This is a genomic window from Pseudomonas sp. GL_103 (genome assembly GCF_057835175.1).
On record NZ_CM174420.1, the window covers coordinates 2,648,075 to 2,669,774 of the forward strand.

18 protein-coding genes are annotated in these 21,700 nt (G+C 60.6%); 9 read left to right on the top strand and 9 right to left on the bottom strand.

Annotated elements, in window-relative coordinates:
- Positions 1–4 precede the first annotated feature (4 nt).
- The 3 genes from AC3IP0_RS12220 to AC3IP0_RS12230 all read left to right on the top strand — a co-directional run bounded on the left by AC3IP0_RS12220 (position 5) and on the right by AC3IP0_RS12230 (position 3,412).
- Positions 5–2,173 carry a xanthine dehydrogenase family protein molybdopterin-binding subunit gene (locus AC3IP0_RS12220; protein WP_489327506.1) on the top strand — a complete coding sequence of 723 codons (2,169 nt, stop codon included), beginning with the start codon at positions 5–7 and terminating at the stop codon, positions 2,171–2,173.
- Between the two features lies 1 nt (position 2,174).
- Positions 2,175–2,756, top strand: a complete 582-nt coding sequence (locus tag AC3IP0_RS12225) for a hypothetical protein (RefSeq protein WP_489327507.1) — start codon at positions 2,175–2,177, stop codon at positions 2,754–2,756.
- 74 nt (positions 2,757–2,830) lie between these two features.
- A complete protein-coding gene (locus AC3IP0_RS12230; protein WP_489327508.1) occupies positions 2,831–3,412 on the top strand; it encodes a GGDEF domain-containing protein in 582 nt (193 codons plus the stop codon).
- A 117-nt stretch (positions 3,413–3,529) separates the two neighbouring features.
- On the opposite strand, the gene AC3IP0_RS12235 is transcribed toward AC3IP0_RS12230, so the two are convergent.
- Entirely contained in the window at positions 3,530–3,955 is a 426-nt protein-coding gene (locus AC3IP0_RS12235; RefSeq protein WP_489319422.1) for a VOC family protein, read from the bottom strand.
- A 112-nt stretch (positions 3,956–4,067) separates the two neighbouring features.
- Between AC3IP0_RS12235 and AC3IP0_RS12240 the strand changes: the two genes are divergently transcribed.
- Both AC3IP0_RS12240 and AC3IP0_RS12245 read left to right on the top strand, forming a co-directional pair.
- A complete protein-coding gene (locus tag AC3IP0_RS12240) occupies positions 4,068–4,922 on the top strand; it encodes a LysR family transcriptional regulator (RefSeq protein ID WP_489319423.1) in 855 nt (284 codons plus the stop codon).
- 262 nt (positions 4,923–5,184) lie between these two features.
- A complete protein-coding gene (locus AC3IP0_RS12245; protein WP_489319424.1) occupies positions 5,185–6,321 on the top strand; it encodes an RHS repeat-associated core domain-containing protein in 1,137 nt (378 codons plus the stop codon).
- A gap of 58 nt (positions 6,322–6,379) precedes the next feature.
- On the opposite strand, the gene fabI is transcribed toward AC3IP0_RS12245, so the two are convergent.
- The 8 genes from fabI to gloB form a co-directional block, all read right to left on the bottom strand.
- On the bottom strand, positions 6,380–7,174 hold the full coding sequence (gene fabI / locus AC3IP0_RS12250; protein WP_489319425.1) for an enoyl-ACP reductase FabI: 795 nt from the start codon (positions 7,172–7,174) through the stop codon (positions 6,380–6,382).
- Positions 7,175–7,193: 19 nt separating this feature from the next.
- Positions 7,194–8,804, bottom strand: a complete 1,611-nt coding sequence (locus AC3IP0_RS12255) for an ABC transporter ATP-binding protein (RefSeq protein ID WP_489327510.1) — start codon at positions 8,802–8,804, stop codon at positions 7,194–7,196.
- A 1-nt stretch (position 8,805) separates the two neighbouring features.
- Positions 8,806–9,825 (bottom strand): ABC transporter permease, encoded by a 1,020-nt coding sequence (locus AC3IP0_RS12260; protein WP_489319427.1) that lies wholly within the window; start codon positions 9,823–9,825, stop codon positions 8,806–8,808.
- Position 9,826: 1 nt separating this feature from the next.
- Complete coding sequence (locus tag AC3IP0_RS12265) at positions 9,827–10,900, bottom strand: microcin C ABC transporter permease YejB (RefSeq protein ID WP_489319428.1); 1,074 nt, start codon at positions 10,898–10,900, stop codon at positions 9,827–9,829.
- A gap of 4 nt (positions 10,901–10,904) precedes the next feature.
- On the bottom strand, positions 10,905–12,746 hold the full coding sequence (locus AC3IP0_RS12270; RefSeq protein WP_489319429.1) for an extracellular solute-binding protein: 1,842 nt from the start codon (positions 12,744–12,746) through the stop codon (positions 10,905–10,907).
- Positions 12,743–14,572 (bottom strand): extracellular solute-binding protein, encoded by a 1,830-nt coding sequence (locus AC3IP0_RS12275; protein WP_489319430.1) that lies wholly within the window; start codon positions 14,570–14,572, stop codon positions 12,743–12,745. The genes AC3IP0_RS12270 and AC3IP0_RS12275 overlap by 4 nt, the downstream gene beginning before the upstream one ends.
- Positions 14,573–14,724: 152 nt before the next feature.
- Entirely contained in the window at positions 14,725–16,158 is a 1,434-nt protein-coding gene (locus tag AC3IP0_RS12280) for a transglycosylase SLT domain-containing protein (RefSeq protein WP_489319431.1), read from the bottom strand.
- 99 nt (positions 16,159–16,257) lie between these two features.
- Positions 16,258–17,025 (bottom strand): hydroxyacylglutathione hydrolase, encoded by a 768-nt coding sequence (gene gloB, locus AC3IP0_RS12285; protein WP_489327511.1) that lies wholly within the window; start codon positions 17,023–17,025, stop codon positions 16,258–16,260.
- 65 nt (positions 17,026–17,090) lie between these two features.
- Here gloB and AC3IP0_RS12290 point away from each other — a divergent pair, with 65 nt between their 5' ends.
- The 4 genes from AC3IP0_RS12290 to AC3IP0_RS12305 all read left to right on the top strand — a co-directional run bounded on the left by AC3IP0_RS12290 (position 17,091) and on the right by AC3IP0_RS12305 (position 21,688).
- Complete coding sequence (locus AC3IP0_RS12290; protein WP_489319433.1) at positions 17,091–17,849, top strand: class I SAM-dependent methyltransferase; 759 nt, start codon at positions 17,091–17,093, stop codon at positions 17,847–17,849.
- 92 nt (positions 17,850–17,941) lie between these two features.
- On the top strand, positions 17,942–18,394 hold the full coding sequence (gene rnhA / locus AC3IP0_RS12295; protein ID WP_007979123.1) for a ribonuclease HI: 453 nt from the start codon (positions 17,942–17,944) through the stop codon (positions 18,392–18,394).
- Between the two features lie 155 nt (positions 18,395–18,549).
- Complete coding sequence (dnaQ, locus tag AC3IP0_RS12300; protein WP_046037200.1) at positions 18,550–19,308, top strand: DNA polymerase III subunit epsilon; 759 nt, start codon at positions 18,550–18,552, stop codon at positions 19,306–19,308.
- A gap of 124 nt (positions 19,309–19,432) precedes the next feature.
- Positions 19,433–21,688, top strand: a complete 2,256-nt coding sequence (locus AC3IP0_RS12305; RefSeq protein WP_090455012.1) for an Orn/Lys/Arg family decarboxylase — start codon at positions 19,433–19,435, stop codon at positions 21,686–21,688.
- Positions 21,689–21,700 lie beyond the last annotated feature (12 nt).

Genomic DNA, 21,700 nt, shown 5'->3' on the forward strand with positions numbered 1-21,700 from the left:
GAGCATGAACAGCATCAACGCGTTATCCCGTCGTGGTTTTCTCAAGGGCAGTGCCGTGCTGGGCGGTGGGCTGGTGGTCGCGTTTGCCATGCCCGGCGCCCACCGTTTCGCCATGGGCGCCCAGAACCAGGGCAACGTGTTTGCGCCCAACGCCTTCCTGCGCATTGGCAACGACAACAGCGTGACCGTGTTACTCGGCCACTCGGAAATGGGCCAGGGCATCTGGACCGGCCTGACCATGCTGATCGCCGAAGAACTGGACGCCGACTGGACGAAAATCCGTGTCGAGCATTCCCCGGCATCAGCCGCCGATTACGGCCTGCCTGGCTTTGGCGGGATGCAAATCACCGGCGGCTCGACCTCGACCTGGATGGAGTTCGACCGCTATCGCCAGGCCGGCGCGGCGGCGCGCTTGATGCTGATCGACGCGGCGGCCAAGCGTTTCAACGTTGCGCCGTCCGAGATCCGTACCGAATCGGGGGTGGTCATTGCCGGTGAGCACCGTGCCACCTATGGCGAGTTGGCCGATGACGCCGGGCAGTTGCCACGGCCGGACCCGGCCTCGATCAAACTCAAGGACGCGAAGGACTGGCGGCTGATCGGCAAACCCACCAAGCGCCTGGACACACCGGAAAAAATCACCGGCCGGGCGAAATTCGGCATGGACGTGCAGTTTGACGGGCTGATGACCGCGATGGTCGCCCGTTCGCCCACATTCGGCGGCAGCGTCAAATCCTTTGAAGGCGCCGAAGCGCTGGCGATTCCGGGGGTGCACAAGGTGGTGCAAGTGCCGACAGGCATCGCGGTGATTGCCGATCATTTCTGGGCTGCGAAGCTGGGGCGCGATGCGCTGAAAATCGAGTGGAATCCGGGGCCGAACGCCGGGCTCGACAGCCAGGCGTTGCTGGAAAGCTTCCGCAAGCTCGCCACCACCCCCGGCCTGAACGCAGGCCAGGCGGGGGATACCCAGGCTGCACTGGCGAAAGCGAACAGGAAAATCGACGTTGAGTACAGCGTGCCTTACCTGGCCCACGCGCCGATGGAACCGCTGAACTGCACGGTGAGCATCACCCAGGACAAATGCGAAATCTGGACCGGCACCCAGTTCCAGACCCTGGACCAGATGGTCGCCGGGAAAATCACCGGGCTCAAACCGGAACAGGTGGTGATCCATACCGAGTTTCTCGGCGGCGGCTTCGGGCGCCGGGCCAATCCGACCTCGGATTTCGTCAGCGAAGCGGTGTATGTCGCCAAGGCCGCCGGTGCACCGGTGAAAACCGTGTGGGCGCGGGAAGACGACATCCGCGGCGGCTATTACCGCTCGGCGTTCCTGCACCATGCGCGTATCGGGCTGGGCGCCGACGGTCTGCCGCTGGCCTGGAAACATGTGATGGTCGGGCAGTCGATCATGGCCGGGACCTCGCTCGAAGCGAGCATGGTCAAGGACGGGATCGACAAGACCTCCGTCGAAGGCGTGGCCGACAGCCCTTACCTCGAAGGACTGGCCAATCACCAGATCGAACTGCACTCACCGAAAACCGGCATCAGCGTGTTGTGGCTGCGTTCGGTGGGGCACACCCACACCGCGTTTGTCATGGAGTCGCTGATCGATGAGCTGGCCACGGCGGCCGGCAAGGATCCGGTGGAATATCGGCGCACCTTGCTCAAGGACCATCCGCGCCACCTCGGTGTGCTGAACCTCGCGGTGGAGAAGGCCAACTGGACGGCGCCGCTGCCGGACGGCCATGCCCTGGGTGTGGCGGTGCATGAGTCGTTCGGCAGTTATGTGGCCCAGGTGGCCGAGGTGTCCCAGGACAACCTTGCCATCCGCGTGCACCGGGTGGTGTGTGCGGTGGACTGCGGCATTGCGGTCAACCCCCAGAGCATCGCCGCGCAGATGGAGTCGTGCATTACCTTTGGCCTGAGCTTCGCCTTGCACAGCAAGCTGACGCTCAAGGACGGGCAGGTGGTGCAGTCCAACTATCACGACTATCAGGTGCTGCGGCTCAACGAAATGCCGGTGGTCGAAGTGCATATCGTGCCCAGCAGCGACAAACCCGGTGGTATCGGCGAGGCCGGTGTGCCACCCATGGCGCCGGCGGTGGCCAACGCAGTGTTTGCCTTGACCGGGCAGCGCCTGCGGGAACTGCCCTTGCAGCTGTCGGGGGTGTGAGATGAAACGACATCACTGGTTGCTTGGGGCGTTGATCCTGATCTTTCTCGTCGCCTACGCATCCCATGTGTTCGCCGATGACCGCGAGGCCTTGCAGGCGTTCGATACCGTGCAGAAGGTCTTCCAGAGCCCCCGTTGCCAGAACTGCCACATCCCCGGGGATTCGCCGCTGCAATTCGATGCTGGCGTGCCCCACGCCATGAATGTCGTGCGTGGCATGGACGGCAAGGGCTCGGCCGGGTTGCCCTGTGCAACCTGCCATGCCCAAAGCAATCCGCCGGCCAGTTACGGCCCCCACGCGCCACCGGGTGCGCCGCACTGGAGCCTTCCGCCGGCAGCGCAGCGGATGGCCTGGATTGGCCTGCCAGCCGACCGGCTGTGCGCGATGATCAAGGATCGCTCCAGCAATGGCGATCGGGATTTCGCGGCGCTGATCAAGCACGTCAGCGACGACAAGCTGGTGCTGTGGGGCTGGAACCCCGGCGGCAATCGTGCGCCGGTGCCGGTACCCCACGATATCTTCGTCACCCGGTTCAAACGCTGGGCCGATGCAGGAGGGCCGTGCCCGGTGGCCGGTAGCTGACCAGCGGCACGCTAACAGGGAGTCAATGCGGGTACGGGCGACTCTAACGTGCATACCTGCCAAAGGAGTGAACGATGTTGATCTCAGGCAAAACGGGCAAGTCGGGCCGATCAGCCAACCCCTTGCTCACGCCACAGCAAGAACGTGAACGGCTGCGCGATCTGGCTCGCCAGGCCGAGCAAGAGCTGGCAGGCGTGCAGATGGCGAGCATGGACGAGTTGACGTTGCTGTCCAATCGCCATGGCTTCACCGCACTGGCCCAACTCGGGCTGGACGCCTGCCAGGAGCTGGAGACGCCGGCGGCGCTGCTGTACTTCACCCTCGATGAATTCAAACACATCTGCTATCTGTATGGCCGGGCCAAAGGTGACGATGCGCTCAAGACGTTCGCCGACGTCCTGCGGATCGGCTTTCGTGAAAACGATGTGGTCGGCCGACTCGACGGCGACCGGTTCGTGGCGCTGCTGACCGGTTCCAGCGTCGTGGAGATTGCGGCGATCAAGGCACGGCTCAATGAGATTCTCGATGAGCGCAACGCCACGGCGCATCGCAGTTATGACATTCGGTTCAGTGTTACCCAGGTCGAATATGACCCCGTTGTTCATGACTCAATCGAGGAGCTGCTGGAGGCGGCCGAGCGTGTGATGAGCCGTTAGGGCGGTGTTGTGTTGGCGGGCCTCTTCGCGAGCAGGCTCGCAACCACAGGTTTTGTGAACGCCACAAATCTACTGTGGGAGCGAGCCTGCTCGCGATGGAGTCCTGACAGGCACCACCTATTTGGCAAACAGTTGCCCGATATCCTTGAACGCCTTGAACTCCAGCGCATTCCCGCAAGGGTCAAACAGAAACATCGTCGCCTGTTCACCCACCAGCCCCTGAAAACGAATCCCCGGCTCGATCACGAAGCGAGTCCCCAGTGACTTCAACCGCTCGGCCAGAGTCTCCCACTCGGCCATCCCGAGCACCACGCCAAAATGCGGCACCGGCACATCGTGACCATCCACGGCATTGGTGTGCGCGGCTTCTTGCGCAGGGTTTTTCGGTGCCAGGTGAATCACCAGTTGATGGCCGAAGAAATTGAAATCCACCCAATGCTCGCTGGAACGACCTTCTTCCAGGCCAAACACTGAACCATAGAAATGTCGGGCGGCCGGCAAGTCGTAGACCGGAATGGCCAGGTGAAAAGGGGACAGTTGCATCAGGCGAACCTCGGTGTGGGTGGGAATGTGTCGAGTTTAGCCCTGTGCTTTTTGATTGAAAGACGATAATTTTTGCGTCGAGCTCAAATTATTTCGATCAATCGAGGCCGCCATGCTGCGAGAACTGAAAACCTTTATCGCGGTGGCGCGTCATGGCACCTTCGCCGCAGCCGGCATGCACATCGGCCTGACGCAATCGGCGGTCAGCGCGCAGATTCGCAATCTGGAACAGGCCCTTGGCATCCGGCTGTTCGACCGCACCGGGCGCCAGGCGCTGCTCAATGCGGCGGGGCAGCGTGCGTTGCCGATGGCCAGGGAAATGCTCGAAACCTTCAGCCGCATGGCCGTCAGTGACGATGTCAGTGAATACCGTGGCGAACTGAAAATCGGCGCAGTGGCCACCGCCCAGACTGGGCTGCTGCCCCAGGCGCTGGTGCGCTTGCGCCAACAGGCGCCTTTGCTGGAGCCCAAGTTGGTGCCCGGGGTGTCGCTGAACCTGTTGAGTCAGGTGGACACCGGAGAAGTGGACCTGGCGATCCTGATCAAGCCGCCGTTCGAGTTGCCCAAGGAATTGTCCGCACAGGTAATTCGCCGCGAGCCGTTCGTGCTGATCGTACCGGCGGACCTGGACGGCGATGATCCGCTACAACTGCTCGCCGAGCACCCTCATGTGCGCTACGACCGCAATTCATTCGGCGGGCGACTGGTGACGCGGTTTCTGCGGGAACGGCAGATCGAGGTGCAGGTGGCGCTGGAGCTGGATGAACTGGAGGCCATTGTGAAAATGGTCGAGTGTGGGTTGGGGATTTCCCTGTTGCCGGAGGCCGGGTTGTGGCTTGAGCATGGGGCGAAGGTCAGGGTAATCCGCTTAGGCGAGCTGACCTTCTATCGAGAGATTGTCTTGTTGCAGCGTTACAGTCAGCGTAATCAGCCGATTCAGCGGTTGTTTGCGAACTGCTTGCTCTGAAAATCAAAAGATCGCAGCCTTCGGCAGCTCCTACAGAGATCTGTGTAGGAGCTGCCGAAGGCTGCGATCTTTTTATGGGCTAACCGAAGATTACTCTTCGATGCTGCCCATGCCCTTGGTGCTGAAACCGCCGCCCATGTACATGATTTCACCGCTGTGCCTGCGCGCACTTATCCGTTTCAACCTATCAGTTCTGCTAGTACCCAATAAACGAAACAGGGCAGATAGTGATTTATCCATACTCAATGAATGGATCAATCCTATGTTGACTCAACTGCGGTCACTGCTCTGCGAATATCACTACGATCCTCTGGATCGCCTGACCAGTCACGCCCAACCGAATACCCCCGTGTATCAGCGGTTTTACTGTAAAAGTCGCCTCGCCAACGAGATACAGGGTGCATTACGCAACACCATTTTCCAGTCTGGTGATCAGGTTCTTGGGCAACAACAGCGCCATGGCGACTCAATCGACGTCGCGCTACTGGCCACTGATCAGCAACGTTCAGTCCTGCAAACGCTCCAGAAAGACAATCTGCCGCAGCCCATCGCTTACTCACCCTATGGCCACCATCGAGCCGAAAGCGGCTTGAGTAGTTTGTTGGGTTTCAACGGGGAACGGGCAGATCCCGTGACCGGGCATTATTTGCTGGGTAATGGATACAGGGCGTTCAATCCGGTGTTGATGCGGTTCAATAGTCCGGACAGTTGGAGTCCGTTTGGAAAGGGGGGATTGAATGCTTATGCGTATTGTGTGGGGAATCCGATTGGGCGGACGGATCCGACAGGGCATGTCGTGAGTGAGTTTCTTAATGGACTCAAATATAGACTTGCTAATAGGATGTTAGCTCCTTATGTGGCCGCTGCTGGTCCCCAAGGTCGGGTAAGTAAAATTTATAAGCAAGTAGGTTATAAAGTGGCTGACACGATGGATCTAATAACACGGAGAGTCTCTGGGGGCGCTGGGCCTGATGCATCGGGCTTTAAATTGGAAAGTGAGGCAGCTGCTTTCTTTCAGCAGGGTAAAAATGTAGGGAACAGGCCTTTTATCCATCTCTCGGGAGTGACAGATATCCATAAAGTTTATTTGGATGAAAAATATTTATCATCTGTAAAAAATTATAGCGAAGTACCGCATTTTCAAAGGTGGGAAGATCTTCATAGGCAGAAATATATTCAGCCTGAGGTTCCTTATGAGCATTTTGATAAAATGATTTTTGCAAAAAAAAGTAGTTCAGGGGAGGAGATTTATTACGGGGGAGGGGAGTACGTATTTACTGAGGTGGCGGACCAAATAAAAAGAGTGCGTAAGGAAGTCGATGCTGTAAGTTGGCAAGTGCGAAGAAGAATTAAGGCGGAAGTTACGGGTATTGAAGACTTGGGGCCGTGGCGTGATTAAAATATCAATATAAAAAACCCGCCCTCAAAAGGCGGGTTTTTTATTGGCTAACCGAAGATTACTCTTCGAGGCTGCCCATGGCCGTGGTGTTGAAGCCACCGTCCACGTACATGATTTCACCGCTGATGCCGGACGCCAGGTCCGAGCACAGGAAGGCGCCGGCGTTGCCGACTTCGTCGATGGTGACGTTGCGGCGCAGTGGGGTTTGCGCTTCGTTGGCGGCCAGCATCTTGCGGAAGTTCTTGATGCCGGAAGCGGCGAGGGTGCGGATGGGACCTGCCGATACGCAGTTGACGCGAGTACCGTCCGGGCCCAGGGAGCCGGCCAGGTAACGTACACCGGCTTCCAGGGAAGCCTTGGCCATGCCCATCACGTTGTAGTTCGGCATGGTGCGCTCGGCGCCCAGGTACGACAGGGTCAGCAGGCTGCCGTTGCGGCCTTTCATCATTTCGCGGCCGGCCTTGGCCAGGGCCACGAAGCTGTAGGCGCTGATGTCGTGGGAGATGCGGAAACCTTCACGGGTGGTGGCTTCGGTGAAGTCGCCGTCCAGTTGGTCGCCAGGTGCGAAGCCGACGGAGTGCACGATGCAGTCCAGGCCGTCCCACTTCTTGCTCAACTCTTCGAAGACCTTGGCGATTTCTTCATCGCTGGCCACGTCGCACGGGAAGCACAGCTCAGGGCTCGAACCCCAGCCTTGTGCGAACTCTTCGACACGACCCTTGAGTTTGTCGTTCTGATAAGTGAAGGCAAGCTCAGCGCCCTCGCGATGCATGGCGGCAGCGATGCCGGATGCGATGGACAGCTTGCTGGCGACACCGACGATCAGTACGCGCTTACCGGCGAGAAAACCCATGTGTTGCTCCTCTTTCAGGTTATTGCGCAGTGGCCGGAGCCAAAAAAGCGGCTTCCAGCAACTGCTGTGTATACGGATGTTGGGGGGCGGCAAAAATGCTTTGCGCGTCTCCCTGTTCGACCACTTTGCCATGCTTGACCACCATCAACTGGTGGCTCAGCGCTTTCACCACAGCCAGGTCATGGCTGATAAACAGATACGTCAGGTTGTACTTGCTTTGCAGTGAACGCAAAAGCTCCACTACCTGGCGTTGTACCGTGCGGTCGAGGGCCGAAGTCGGCTCGTCCAGCAAAATCAACGCCGGTTTTAACACCAATGCCCGGGCAATGGCGATTCTCTGCCGTTGCCCGCCGGAAAATTCGTGGGGGTAGCGGTGCCGGGTTTCCGGATCCAGACCTACCTCCTTGAGTGCCGCAATGATCGCTTGTTCCTGTTGCGCCTCGGTGCCCATCTTGTGGATCCGCAGGCCCTCGCCAACGATCTGGCTCACGCACATCCGCGGGCTCAGGCTGCCGAACGGGTCCTGAAACACCACTTGCATCTCCCGCCGCAGCGGCCGTACCTGTTGCTGCGTCAGGCAGTCTAGCTGCTGGCCTTCAAAGCGGATGGCGCCTTTGCTGGCGATCAACCGCAAAATCGCCAGGCCCAGGGTCGATTTGCCGGAACCGCTTTCGCCCACAATCCCCAGGGTCTGGCCCTGGGGCAGGCTGAAATTGATCCCGTCGACCGCCTTGACGTAATCCACCGTGCGCTTGAGCAGGCCTTTCTTGATCGGAAACCAGACTTTCAGGTCTTCGACCGCCAGCAAGGGCGGGCCGATCACGTTGCTTGCAGGCTTGCCGTCGGGCTCCGCTGCCAGCAGTTCCCGAGTGTACGGATGCTGCGGCGCGCGGAACAATTCTTCGCACGATGCCTGTTCGACGATGCAACCTTGCTGCATGACACATACGCGATGCGCAATTCTTCGCACAAGGTTCAAATCATGGCTGATCAGCAGCAGGGCCATGCCCAAACGGGCCTGCAATTCCTTGAGCAATTCGAGGATTTTCAGCTGGACGGTCACGTCCAGCGCGGTGGTCGGCTCATCGGCAATCAGCAGTTCCGGCTCGTTGGCAAGGGCCATGGCGATCATCACCCGCTGGCGCTGGCCGCCGGACAATTCGTGGGGCAGGGCCTTGAGGCGCTTGTGTGGCTCGGGGATTCCGACCATCTCCAGCAGCTCCAGGGTGCGCTTGGTCGCGACCTTGCCGGTCAGGCCCTTGTGGATCCCCAGCACTTCGTTGATCTGCTTTTCAATCGAGTGCAGGGGATTGAGCGAGGTCATCGGCTCCTGGAAGATCATCGCAATCCGGTTGCCGCGAATGTGGCGGATGGTTTTTTCTTTCAGGTCCAGCAGGTTCTGCCCGGAATACAAGATGGTGCCGGACGGATGCCGCGCGAGCGGGTAGGGCAGCAGGCGCAGGATCGAATGCGCTGTTACCGATTTACCGGAACCGCTCTCGCCGACCAAAGCCAGGGTTTCACCGCGCTTGATGTCGAAGCTGACACCTTCGACCGCCAGCTGGCAGCGATTGCCGACGACGAAATCGACGGACAGGTCGCGCACTTCGATCAGATTTTCCTGATTCATTTCACTTCCTCGGGTCGAAGGCATCGCGAGCGGACTCGCCGATGAATACCAGCAAACTCAACATCAAGGCCAGCACGGCAAAGGCGCTGATGCCCAGCCACGGCGCTTGCAGGTTGGATTTGCCCTGGGCCACCAGTTCACCCAAAGACGGGCTGCCCGCCGGCAGGCCGAAGCCGAGGAAGTCCAGGGCGGTCAGTGTACCGATGGCGCCGGTGAGGATGAACGGCATGAAGGTCATGGTCGAGACCATCGCGTTGGGCAAAATGTGGCGGAACATGATCGCGCCGTTCTGCATGCCCAGGGCGCGGGCGGCACGCACGTATTCCAGGTTACGCCCGCGCAGGAATTCGGCGCGCACCACGTCCACCAGGCTCATCCACGAGAACAGCAGCATGATCCCCAGCAACCACCAGAAATTGGGTTGCACGAAACTGGCGAGGATGATCAGCAGGTACAACACCGGCAGCCCGGACCAGATCTCCAGGAAGCGCTGCCCGGCCAGGTCCACCCAGCCGCCGTAGAAACCCTGCAAGGCCCCGGCGATCACGCCGATGATCGAGCTGAGCACGGTCAGGGTCAGGGCGAACAGCACCGAAATGCGGAAACCGTAGATCACCCGGGCCAACACGTCGCGGCCCTGATCGTCGGTGCCCAGCAGGTTATCCGTCGATGGCGGGGCCGGGGCCGGGACTTTCAGGTCGTAGTTGATGCTCTGGTAGCTATAGGGAATCGGCGCCCACAGCACCCAGGCGTCCTTGGCCTTGAGCAGTTCGCGGATGTACGGGCTCTTGTAATTGGCTTCCAGCGGAAACTCACCGCCGAAAGTGGTCTCCGGGTAACGCTTGAGCGCCGGGAAGTACCAGTTGTTGTCGTAGTGCACCACCAGCGGCTTGTCGTTGGCGATCAGCTCGGCGCCCAGGCTGGCGCCGAACAGGATCAGGAACAGCCACAGCGACCACCAGCCACGCTTGTTGGCCTTGAACAGTTCGTAGCGTCGGCGATTGAGAGGGGACAGGTTCATCTCAATGCTCCCGGCTTTCGAAGTCGATGCGCGGATCGACAAAGGTGTAGGTGAGGTCGCCGATCAGTTTCACCACCAGTCCGAGCAGGGTGAAGATGAACAACGTGCCGAACACCACCGGGTAATCGCGGTTGATCGCTGCCTCGAAACTCATCAGGCCGAGGCCGTCGAGGGAGAAGATCACCTCCACCAGCAACGAGCCGGTGAAGAAAATGCCGATGAGGGCCGAGGGGAAACCGGCGATCACCAGCAGCATGGCGTTGCGGAACACGTGGCCGTACAGCACGCGGTGGTTGGTCAGGCCCTTGGCCCTGGCGGTGATCACGTACTGCTTGTTGATCTCGTCGAGGAAGCTGTTCTTGGTCAGCAGGGTCATGGTTGCGAAGTTGCCGATCACCAGCGCGGTCACCGGCAGCGCCAGGTGCCAGAAGTAGTCGCGGATCTTGCCGCCCATGCTCAGTTCATCGAAGTTGTTCGAGGTCAGCCCGCGCAACGGGAACCAGTCCAGGTAACTGCCGCCGGCAAACACCACGATCAACAGGATGGCGAACAGGAACGCCGGGATCGCGTAGCCGACGATGATTGCCGAACTGGTCCAGACGTCGAAGTGGCTGCCGTGCCGCTTGGCCTTGGCGATCCCCAGCGGGATCGACACCAGGTACATGATCAGGGTGCTCCACAGCCCGAGGGAGATCGACACCGGCATCTTTTCCTTGATCAGGTCGATGACCTTGGCGTCGCGGAAGAAGCTGTCGCCGAAATCCAGGGACGCATAGTTCTTGACCATGATCCACAAGCGTTCCGGCGCCGATTTGTCGAAGCCGTACATGTGCTCGATTTCCTTGACCAGCGCCGGGTCCAGGCCCTGGGCGCCGCGATAGGCGGAGCCTGCCACCGAGACTTCGGCACCGCCGCCGGCGATGCGGCTTGTGGCACCTTCGAAGCCTTCGAGCTTGGCGATCATCTGCTCCACCGGCCCGCCCGGGGCGGCCTGGATGATCACGAAGTTGATCAGCAGGATGCCGAACAGGGTTGGAATGATCAGCAACAGTCGCCGAAAAATGTACGCCAGCATCTGATTACTCCGTGCCCGCAGGATCGGCCTGCAGTGTGGTTTCGACTTCTATTGCCGGCTTGATATCGGGCTTGACCCACCAGGTGGCCGTGCCGATGTCGTATTTAGGCGAGACCTTTGGATGGCCGATGTGGTTCCAGTACGCCACGCGCCAGGTCTTGATGTGCCAGTTGGGTATTACGTAATAGCCCCATTGCAGCACCCGGTCCAGCGCGCGGGCGTGGGCCACCAGGCTGTTGCGCGAATCGGCGTTGATCAGTTGCTCGACCAGTTGGTCGACCACCGGATCTTTCAGCCCCATGGAGTTGCGGCTGCCGGGCTTGTCGGCGGCGTCCGACATCCAGAATTCCCGCTGTTCGTTCCCCGGCGAGTTGGACTGCGGGAAGCTGCCGACGATCATGTCGAAGTCCCGGGAGCGCACGCGGTTGATGTACTGCGAGACGTCGACCCGGCGAATCACCAGGTCGATGCCCAGGTCGCTCAGGTTGCGCTTGAACGGCAGCAGCACCCGTTCGAATTCGGTCTGGGCCAACAGGAACTCGATGACCACCGGCTTGCCGGTGGCGTCGACCATCTTGTCATCGACGATGCGCCAGCCGGCCTCCTGCAGCAGTTGATAGGCTTGCCGTTGCTGGGCGCGGATCATGCCGCTGCCGTCGGTGCTCGGGTTCTGGAATGCTTCGTTGAACACCTGCGGCGGCAGCTTGCTGCGGAACGGTTCGAGGATCGCCACCTGATCGGCGTCAGGCAGGCCAGTGGCGGCCATTTCCGAGTTCTCGAAGTAACTGCGGGTGCGCGCGTAGGCGCCGTTGAACAGTTGCTTGTTGGTCCATTCGAAATCCAGCAACAGCGACAAGGCCTGGCGCACACGCACATCCTGGAACACCGGGCGGCGCATATTGAACACGAAGCCTTGCATGCCGGTGGGGTTGCCGTTGGGAATCTGTTCCTTGACCAGTCGACCTTCGGTGACCGCCGCAATGTTGTAGGCGTTGGCCCAGTTCTTCGCGGTCATTTCCAGCCAGTAGTCGAACTGCCCGGCCTTGAGCGCTTCCAGGGCGACGGTGTTGTCGCGGTAGTAATCGGTGGTCATCACGTCGAAGTTGTAGAAACCGCGATTGACCGGCAGGTCCTTGCCCCAGTAGTCCTTGACCCGCTCGTAACGCACCGAGCGTCCGGCCTTCACTTCGCTGACCTTGTACGGGCCACTACCCAGCGGGATTTCCAGGTTGCCCTTGTTGAAGTCGCGGTCGGCCCACCAGTGCTTGGGCAGCACCGGCAACTGGCCGAGGATCAGCGGCAGCTCCCGGTTGTTGGTGTGCTTGAACTTGAACAGCACGGTCAGCGGGTCTTCGGCAATCACTTCAGCCACGTCGCTGTAGTAGCCGCGGTACATCGGCGCGCCGTCCTTGGTCAGCATCTGGAAGCTGAACACCACGTCCTCGGCGCGTACCGGATGGCCGTCATGGAAGCGTGCTTCGGGGCGCAGGTAAAAGCGCACCCAAGCGTTGTCCGGGGCTTTCTCGATCAGCCGGGCGATCAAGCCGTACTCGGTGAACGGCTCGTCCAGGCCTTGCTTGGCCAGGGTGTCGTAGATGTTGCCGATATCGTCCGCCGGCACGCCTTTGCTGATGAACGGGTTGAGGCTGTCGAAGCCGCCGAAACCGGCCTGACGGAAGATTCCGCCCTTGGGCGCGTCGGGATTCACGTAGTCGAAGTGTTTGAAATCGGCCGGGTATTTCGGCGGTTCGTTGTACAGGGTCACGGCATGTTGCGGGGCGGCGCAGGCCAGCCCGGCGAACAGCAGACCGCTGGCCTGCAGGAGCAGGGTACGAATGGGTCTCATTGATCTTTCTCCGAAGATTTCAGCCACCACGCGTTCAGGCCCAGGGTGTAGGGCGGCGTGGTGACGAAGGCGAGCCGGTTGCGGTACGCCAGACGGTGATTATTGAGGTACCAGTTGGGAACGATGTAGTGCTGCCACAGCAGCACGCGGTCGAGGGCCTTGCCGGCGGCGACCTGTTCATCGCGGGTCTGGGCGGCCAGCAACTGCTCAAGCAAGTGGTCGACCACCGGGTTGGTTATGCCGGCGAAGTTCTTGCTGCCCTTGACCCCGGCCTGGCTGGAGTGAAAGTACTGCCATTGTTCCAGGCCCGGGCTGAGCGTCTGGTTGAGGGTCATCAGAATCATGTCGAAATCGAACTGGTCGAGGCGCTGCTTGTATTGCGCGCGATCGACCGTGCGCAGCCGCGCGTCGATGCCGATGCTGGCCAGGGTCTCGACGTAAGGCTGGAGAATGCGTTCCAGGTTCGGGTTGACCAGCAGCAGTTCCAGGCGCAACGGCTGTCCGGCGGCGTTTTGCAGGCGCTGGCCATTGAGCTTCCAGCCGGCTTCGGCGAGCAGGCCGAGGGCTTTGCGCAGAGTCTGCCGGGGGATGCCGCGGCCGTCGGTTTGCGGCAGGTTGAACGGCTCGGTAAAGAGCCTGGCCGGCAACTGCTCGCGATAGGGCTTGAGCAGCAGCCATTCATGCCCGACCGGCAAACCGCTGGCCGAGAACTCGCTGTTGGGGTAGTAGCTCATGGCGCGTTGGTAGGCGCCGCCGAACAGCGTGCGGTTGGTCCATTCAAAGTTGAACATCAGCCCCAGCGCTTCACGGACCTTGGCGTCCGAGAAAATCGGACGACGGCTGTTCATGAACAGGCCCTGGGTCTGGGTCGGGATCTGATGGGGAATCTGTGCCTTGACCACGTCACCGCGGCGTATGGCGGGGAAATTGTAGCCGCTGTCCCAGTTCTTCGCCTGATGCTCGATGTAGATGTCGAATTCACCGGCCTTGAACGCCTCGAAAGCTACGTCGCTGTCGCGGTAGAACTCGACTTCCATGCGGTCGAAGTTGTACTTGCCGCGATTGACCGCCAGGTCCTTGCCCCAGTAATCCTTGACCCGTTCAAAGACAATTTGCCGTCCTGGCGTGACCGAGGTGACGCGATACGGCCCGCTGCCCAGCGGCGGTTCGAAAGTGGTGGCCTTGAAGTCGCGGCCTTTCCAGTAGTGCTGCGCCAGCACTGGCATTTCACCCAGGCGCAGGATCAGCAACGGATTGCCGGCACGCTTGAACACGAAGCGGATGCGCTGCGGGTTGAGGATGTCGACTCGCTGCACTTCCTGAAGGCTGGTGCGGTACAGCGGATGGCCTTCCTTGAGCAGCATGCGATAGGAGAACGCGACGTCGTAGGCGGTGATCGGCGTGCCGTCATGGAAGCGTGCTTCGGGACGCAGGTTGAACACCACCCAGCTGCGGTTCTCGTTGTACTCCACCGACTGGGCGATCAGGCCATAGCTGGACGCGGGCTCGTCACCCGAAGGTGCGTACTGCCCGGTGCCGACCATCAGCGGCTCGTTGAGTTCGTTGATGCCGTATTGCAGGAAACTCGGCGTAGTGACCGGGCTGGTGCCCTTGAAGGTGTAGGGGTTGAGCGTATCGAAGGTGCCAAACGCCATGACCCGCAACGTACCGCCCTTGGGCGCTTGCGGGTTGACCCAGTCGAAGTGGGTAAATCGGGCCGGGTACTTGAGCGTGCCGAACTGCGCATAACCATGGCTTTCGCTGATCGTCGCGCTTGCGGTGGAGCTCAAGGCCAGGCTGATCAGGAAGAGGAGGGGACGCTTCAAATAGGGGATCCGATCCAGGCGGCTTGGGCTTTGTGGACCGTACAGTAACAGCTTGTATGGACAGGAAAAAGACGGGGGCTTAATGCGCAATATCGGCCGGGCCACAAAAACTGCGCAGGCATAAAAAAGCCCCTGAATTCAGGGGCTGTTTTTTAGTGCGGATTGGCCACCGTCAACATCTGGCCAGGCTTCAGCGCCTGGCCAACACGCGGGTTCCAGCGCTTGAGGTGCTGCATCTCTACGTTGAAGCGCTTGGCCACGATGTACAGCGAGTCGCCTTGCTGGACCTTGTACTTGGTCTGCTGTTTCTTGGTATTGGCTGCGATCACGGTGTTGACGCGCCCGGAGCTGCGTTTGCTGGTGTCCTGCATGACCAGGGTCTGGCCGGGCTTGAGGTTCTTGCCGGTCAGTTTGTTCCAGCGTTGCAGGTCCTTCACGTCAACGTTGTTGGCCTTGGCGATGGAGCCGAGGTTGTCACCCCGCTTGACCCGGTAGGAACGCTTGACGCTGGCGACCTGGGTGTCGTCGGCACCTTCGAAGACCGGCTTGAGCGACTTCTTGCTGATCAGTTCTTCAGGACGCATGGTCTGCAGGCTGCTGGTCAGCAGTTGCGCCTTGGAAGTCGGCACCAGCAGATGTTGCGGGCCATCAAGGGTGGTGGTGCGCTGCTTGAAGGCCGGGTTCAACTGGAACAGTTCGTCTTCGTCGATGTTGGCGACTTCAGCAACCTTGGACAGGTCCATGCGCTGGTTGATTTCGACGACCTGGAAATACGGTTCGTTGGCGATCGGGTTGAGGTTCACGCCGTAGGCTTCCGGCGCCATTACCACCTGCGACAGTGCCAGCAACTTCGGCACATAGGCCTGGGTTTCGGAGGGCAGCGGCAGGTTCCAGTAGTCGGTGGGCAGGCCGAGGCGTTCGTTGCGTTCGATGGCCCGGCTGACGGTACCTTCGCCGGCGTTGTAGGCCGCCAGGGCCAGCATCCAGTCGCCGTTGAACATGTCGTGCAGGCGGGTCAGGTAATCCAGCGCGGCGGTGGTCGACGCGGTGATATCGCGACGGCCATCATAGAAACGGGTTTGACGCAGGTTGAAGTAACGCCCGGTGGACGGGATGAACTGCCAAAGACCCACCGCGTTGGCCCGGGAATAGGCCATCGGGTTGTAGGCACTCTCAATCACTGGCAGCAGGGCCAGTTCCAGCGGCATGTTGCGTTCTTCAAGGCGCTCGACGATGTAGTGAATGTAGAGGCTGCCACGCTCGCCGGCGTTTTCGAGGAAAGATGGATTGCTGGCGAACCACAGGCGCTGTTGCTCGATGCGCGGATTGACGCCCAGCCCGTCCTGCAGCTGGAAGCCCTGGCGCATGCGCTCCCAGACGTCCTGGGGGATTTGCGGGCTGGGTTTTTCGCTGAGCCAGATCGGCTTCTGCTTGGCGCGCGCGGCGATGTTCTGCGTGTGCGCCGCATCGGTCTGCGGCGCATGGCTGGAACAGCCCGCCAGGGTGGCGGACACAGCCACCGCTATGGCTTGAGCCAAGCGGGTCAATGCGTCTGAACTGATGGCTTTGCGAATAGGTGACGACATTGGCTGGAAGTAAGTTCCGGGCAAAAATGTCGGGCGATTCTAGAAAGCGCACCCTGCGCGGTCAACCTTTCAGAATTGTTGCAATCTTGAGAAGCCCCTTTAGAACCTGTCTTTCCACGCTCGAAGCGCAGCAAAAACCATATCGGGCGCCGAGTTATCGGTGCCGGTCCGTTCGTCCGCTTTTTCTTTAACGGATGTTTCACCGGAGCGTAAAAACGGGTTTGTGAGCTTTTCCAGCGCCAGTGTCGAGGGCAGCGTCATGATCCCGGATTCCCGTTGGCGGGTGACTTTGGCCAGGCGTTCGGCGGTGTCCGGGTTGTTCGGTTCGACGGCCGCGGCAAACTTCAGGTTGCTGAGGGTGTACTCGTGGGTGCAGTACACCAGCGTGTCATCCGGCAACCCGGCGAGGCGTGTCAGCGAGCTGTACATTTGCTGTGGCGTGCCTTCGAACAAGCGTCCGCAGCCGGCGGCAAACAGTGTATCGCCGCAGAACAGCAAGTCGTGATGGTAATAGGCAATGTGCCCCAGGGTGTGACCAGGGACCGCGAGGACGTCGAAGTCCCAGCCGAGCACGCTGACCTTGTCGTTGTCCTTGAGCGCAACGTCCCGCGCCGGGATCGTTTCGCTGGCCGGACCATAGACTTTCGCGTCCGTCGCTTTTTTCAGCTGTTCGACGCCGCCGACGTGGTCATGATGGTGATGAGTGATCAAAATATCACTCAGTGCCCAGCCCGGATTGGCTGCGAGCCAGGCTTGCACGGGGGCTGCATCACCCGGGTCGACGACCGCGCAGCGCTTGCTGCCGTGGTCTTGTAACAACCAGATGTAGTTGTCGGTGAAGGCGGGCAGTGCAGTGATCTGTATCATCGTCGGATTCGCCAAGCGGAAAACATTGGCGCATCTTAGAACTTCCTGGCGCTTTGGAGAATGCAATGACTGATAAAGCGTTCGCACAAGCCGATCCCGACTGGCTGGCGTTGATCAGCGCCGCCCGCGAGTGGCTGGCCGGTCCCCTCGGGCAATTTCTGCTGGACGAAGAGCGGCGCATGCTCGAAGACGAGCTCGGGCGGTTCTTTGGTGGCTATCTGGTGCATTACGGTCCCTCGGCCCAGACACCGCCGTCGGCCCCGCAGGTACAGCGCAACGTGCGCCTTGGCGCGCCGTTGCCGGGGGTCGAGATCGTTTGTGAGGAACAGGCCTGGCCGCTGAGCGAGCATGCCGCCGATGTGGTGGTGCTGCAGCATGGCCTGGATTTCTGCCTGTCGCCCCACGGTCTGCTTCGCGAGGCGGCAAGCAGCGTACGCCCCGGCGGGCATCTGCTGATCATCGGCATCAACCCCTGGAGCAGTTGGGGTCTGCGACATGTGTTTGCCCAGGATGCGCTGCACAAGGCGCGCTGCATTTCGCCGTCACGGGTCGCGGACTGGCTGAACCTGCTGGGCTTCGCGCTGGAGAAACGCCGCTTCGGGTGCTATCGTCCGCCGCTTGCGTCACCGGCGTGGCAGACCCGCCTGGCCGGTTGGGAGCGCAAGGCGGGTGACTGGCAATTGTCGGGCGGCGGCTTCTATTTATTGGTGGCGCGCAAGATCGTGGTGGGCCTGCGACCGGTCCGTCAGGAGCGGCGCGAACCAATGGGCAAGCTGATCCCGTTGCCGATGGCCAAGGTCAACCGGCGCAACATCGAACCGTAATACACACTTTTCATTTGCGGCCGGGCTTGTCCCGGCTTTGGGCGTCGTCGGTCAGCGATCGGCGGGCCAGCGCATTTTCTGGATAGATTGGCATGAGCGATAGCGTAGAACTGTTCACCGACGGCGCCTGCAAAGGCAACCCTGGCCCTGGCGGCTGGGGCGCACTGCTGGTGTGCAAGGGCGTCGAAAAGGAACTGTGGGGCGGCGAAGCCAACACCACCAACAACCGCATGGAACTGATGGGCGCGATCCGTGGCCTGGAAGAGCTCAAGCGTCCCTGCGAGGTGCTGCTGGTGACCGACTCCCAGTACGTGATGAAAGGCATCAACGAGTGGATGGACAACTGGAAGAAGCGCGGCTGGAAAACCGCGGCGAAGGAACCGGTGAAAAACGCTGACCTGTGGAAGTTGCTCGACGAGCAGGTCAACCGCCACAAGGTCACCTGGAAATGGGTGCGCGGACACATTGGCCATCACGGCAACGAACGGGCCGACCAGTTGGCCAACCGTGGCGTCGATGAAGTGCGTGGGTACAAGCAGGGCTGATCGCGATGTCTGCCGTAGGAGCTGCCGCAGGCTGCGATCTTTTGACTTTGATTTTCAAGATCAAGAGCAAAAGATCGCAGCCTGCGGCAGCTCCTACAGGGACCGTGTTAACATCGCCGCTTTTGCACGATTGACCGATTGAGAGCTGAGCACTGATGGCCACCAGATCCGTTGTACTCGACACCGAAACCACCGGTATGCCGGTGACCGACGGCCACCGGATTATTGAAATCGGTTGTGTCGAGTTGATCGGCCGTCGCCTGACGGGCCGGCACTTTCACGTGTACCTGCAACCCGATCGCGAAAGTGACGAGGGCGCCATCGGCGTCCACGGCATCACCAACGAATTCCTCGTGGGCAAGCCGCGTTTTGCCGAGGTGGCCGAAGAGTTCTTCGAGTTCATCAAGGGCGCGCAGCTGATCATCCATAACGCGGCGTTCGACGTTGGCTTCATCAACAACGAATTCGCCCTGATGGGCCAGCAGGACCGCGCAGACATCACGCAGCACTGCTCGATCCTCGACACCCTGATGATGGCCCGGGAGCGTCACCCTGGGCAGCGCAACAGCCTCGACGCCTTGTGCAAACGCTATGGCGTCGACAACTCCGGCCGTGAACTGCACGGCGCCTTGCTCGACTCCGAGATTCTCGCCGACGTCTACCTGACCATGACCGGTGGGCAGACCAGTCTGTCCCTGGCCGGCAACGCCTCCGATGGCAATGGTTCGGGTGAAGGGGCGGACAATTCGGCCACCGAGATTCGCCGCTTGCCGGCGGACCGCCAGCCGACGCGCATCATCCGCGCCAGTGAAGACGACCTGGCCCGCCACGCGGCGCGCCTGGAAATCATCGGCAAATCCGCGGGCGCCCCGGCGTTGTGGGTGCAGTTGGCTGAGGCTGAAGCGCAGGCTTGACCCTTTCAAAAAAAGGGACACCTTGTGACCCATTTCAGGGCATCCCGCTCGCCACATCCTCTGCAACACTCTACCCTGAGGTGATTGGCAGGCTCTGGTCTGCCGCCTCAGGACACTGAGCCTCATGTACAAAGACTTGAAATTCCCGGTCCTGATTGTCCATCGCGACATCAAGGCCGACAGCGTCGCCGGCGACCGCGTGCGGGGGATTGCCCGGGAGCTGGAGCAGGAAGGGTTCAGCGTCGTTTCGGCGGTGGACTACACCGAAGGACGTCTGGTGGCGTCGACTTACCATGGCCTGTCCTGCATGTTGATTGCCTCCGAGGACGCCAGCACTCACTCCCATTTGTTGCAAAACATGGCAGAGCTGATCGGTCTGGCGCGGGTACGTGCACCGGATCTGCCGATCTTCGCCCTGGGCGAAAAGGTGACCCTGGAAAACGCGCCCGCCGACGCCATGGCCGAGCTCAATCAGTTGCGCGGCATTCTTTACCTGTTCGAGGACACCGTGCCCTTTCTCGCCCGGCAGGTGGCCCGCGCCGCGCGCAAATACCTCGATGGCCTGCTGCCGCCGTTTTTCAAGGCGTTGGTGCAACACACGGCCGATTCCAACTACTCCTGGCACACACCCGGTCACGGCGGTGGCGTGGCGTATCACAAAAGTCCGGTCGGGCAGGCGTTTCACCAGTTTTTCGGTGAAAATACCCTGCGCTCGGATCTTTCGGTGTCGGTGCCCGAGCTCGGCTCCTTGCTCGATCACACCGGCCCCCTGGCTGAAGCCGAGGCCCGTGCAGCACGTAATTTCGGCGCCGATCACACCTTTTTCGTGATCAATGGCACCTCCACGGCCAACAAGATTGTCTGGCACTCGGTGGTCGCCCGCGACGACCTGGTACTGGTGGATCGCAATTGCCACAAATCGGTGCTGCACTCGATCATCATGACCGGCGCGATTCCGCTGTACTTGTGTCCGGAGCGTAATGAGCTGGGGATCATCGGCCCGATTCCCCTGAGTGAGTTCAGCCGCGAATCGATCCAGGCCAAGATCGACGCCAGTCCGTTGACCAAGGGGCGTTCACCTAAGGTCAAGCTCGCGGTGGTGACCAATTCGACCTATGACGGCCTCTGCTACAACGCCGAGTTGATCAGGCAGCAACTGGGCAATAGCGTTGAGGTGTTGCACTTTGACGAGGCCTGGTACGCCTATGCGGCGTTCCATGAGTTCTTTGCCGGGCGCTACGGCATGGGCACCTCCCGTGATGAGGACAGCCCGCTGGTGTTCACCACCCATTCGACCCACAAATTGCTGGCGGCCTTCAGCCAGGCGTCGATGATTCACGTGCGCGATGGCGGTGCGCGGCAACTGGATCGGGATCGCTTCAACGAAGCTTTCATGATGCACATCTCGACCTCGCCGCAGTACGGCATCATCGCCTCGCTGGATGTGGCTTCGGCGATGATGGAAGGACCGGCCGGGCGTTCGCTGTTGCAGGAAATGTTCGACGAAGCCCTGAGTTTTCGCCGGGCGCTGGCCAATTTGCGCCAGCACATTGCTGCCGATGACTGGTGGTTCTCGATCTGGCAACCGCCGTCGGCGGAAGGTATCGAGCGGGTCGTCACCGAGGACTGGTTGCTGCAACCCGATGCCGACTGGCACGGCTTTGGCGGCGTGACCGACGATTATGTGCTGCTCGACCCGATCAAGGTCACGCTGGTGATGCCGGGATTGACGGCCGGTGGCGCCCTCAGCGAGCGCGGGATTCCGGCGGCGGTGGTCAGTAAGTTCCTCTGGGAGCGTGGCCTGGTGGTCGAGAAGACCGGGCTGTATTCGTTCCTGGTGTTGTTCTCCATGGGCATCACCAAGGGCAAGTGGAGCACGCTGCTTACCGAACTGCTGGAGTTCAAGCGCAGCTACGACGCCAACGTCAGTCTGGCCAGTTGCCTGCCCTGTGTGGCGCAAGAGAATGTCGCGCGCTACCAGGGCATGGGGCTGCGCGATCTGTGCGATCAGTTGCATGCCTGTTATCGCAGCAACGCCACCGCCAGGCACCTCAAGCGCATGTACACGGTACTGCCGGAAGTCGCGATGAAGCCGGCGGACGCCTATGATCAATTGGTGCGGGGTGAAGTCGAAGCCGTGTCGATCGATGCGCTGGACGGGCGGATCGCTGCGGTGATGCTGGTGCCGTATCCACCGGGCATTCCGCTGATCATGCCGGGCGAGCGTTTTACCGAGTCAACCCGCTCGATCATCGATTACCTGGCGTTTGCCCGCACGTTCGATAGCAGTTTCCCGGGGTTCGTTGCTGATGTGCACGGATTGCAACATGAAGATCAGGGCAGTGGACGGTGCTACACCGTCGATTGCATCAAGGAATGAGGACCTTTCCCA

Excerpts from the sequence above, each read along its gene's own strand:
- fabI (WP_489319425.1), bottom strand. The coding sequence starts at position 7,174 with ATGGGTTTTCTCGCCGGTAAGCGCGTACTGATCGTCGGTGTCGCCAGC.
- AC3IP0_RS12305 (WP_090455012.1), top strand. The coding sequence starts at position 19,433 with ATGTACAAAGACTTGAAATTCCCGGTCCTGATTGTCCATCGCGACATC.
- AC3IP0_RS12245 (WP_489319424.1), top strand. The coding sequence starts at position 5,185 with ATGTTGACTCAACTGCGGTCACTGCTCTGCGAATATCACTACGATCCT.
- AC3IP0_RS12260 (WP_489319427.1), bottom strand. The coding sequence starts at position 9,825 with ATGAACCTGTCCCCTCTCAATCGCCGACGCTACGAACTGTTCAAGGCC.
- AC3IP0_RS12290 (WP_489319433.1), top strand. The coding sequence starts at position 17,091 with ATGACTGATAAAGCGTTCGCACAAGCCGATCCCGACTGGCTGGCGTTG.
- AC3IP0_RS12235 (WP_489319422.1), bottom strand. The coding sequence starts at position 3,955 with ATGCAACTGTCCCCTTTTCACCTGGCCATTCCGGTCTACGACTTGCCG.
- AC3IP0_RS12280 (WP_489319431.1), bottom strand. The coding sequence starts at position 16,158 with ATGTCGTCACCTATTCGCAAAGCCATCAGTTCAGACGCATTGACCCGC.
- AC3IP0_RS12270 (WP_489319429.1), bottom strand. The coding sequence starts at position 12,746 with ATGAGACCCATTCGTACCCTGCTCCTGCAGGCCAGCGGTCTGCTGTTC.
- dnaQ (WP_046037200.1), top strand. The coding sequence starts at position 18,550 with ATGGCCACCAGATCCGTTGTACTCGACACCGAAACCACCGGTATGCCG.
- AC3IP0_RS12220 (WP_489327506.1), top strand. The coding sequence starts at position 5 with ATGAACAGCATCAACGCGTTATCCCGTCGTGGTTTTCTCAAGGGCAGT.
- AC3IP0_RS12255 (WP_489327510.1), bottom strand. The coding sequence starts at position 8,804 with ATGAATCAGGAAAATCTGATCGAAGTGCGCGACCTGTCCGTCGATTTC.
- rnhA (WP_007979123.1), top strand. The coding sequence starts at position 17,942 with ATGAGCGATAGCGTAGAACTGTTCACCGACGGCGCCTGCAAAGGCAAC.
- AC3IP0_RS12230 (WP_489327508.1), top strand. The coding sequence starts at position 2,831 with ATGTTGATCTCAGGCAAAACGGGCAAGTCGGGCCGATCAGCCAACCCC.
- AC3IP0_RS12240 (WP_489319423.1), top strand. The coding sequence starts at position 4,068 with ATGCTGCGAGAACTGAAAACCTTTATCGCGGTGGCGCGTCATGGCACC.
- AC3IP0_RS12225 (WP_489327507.1), top strand. The coding sequence starts at position 2,175 with ATGAAACGACATCACTGGTTGCTTGGGGCGTTGATCCTGATCTTTCTC.
- AC3IP0_RS12265 (WP_489319428.1), bottom strand. The coding sequence starts at position 10,900 with ATGCTGGCGTACATTTTTCGGCGACTGTTGCTGATCATTCCAACCCTG.
- gloB (WP_489327511.1), bottom strand. The coding sequence starts at position 17,025 with ATGATACAGATCACTGCACTGCCCGCCTTCACCGACAACTACATCTGG.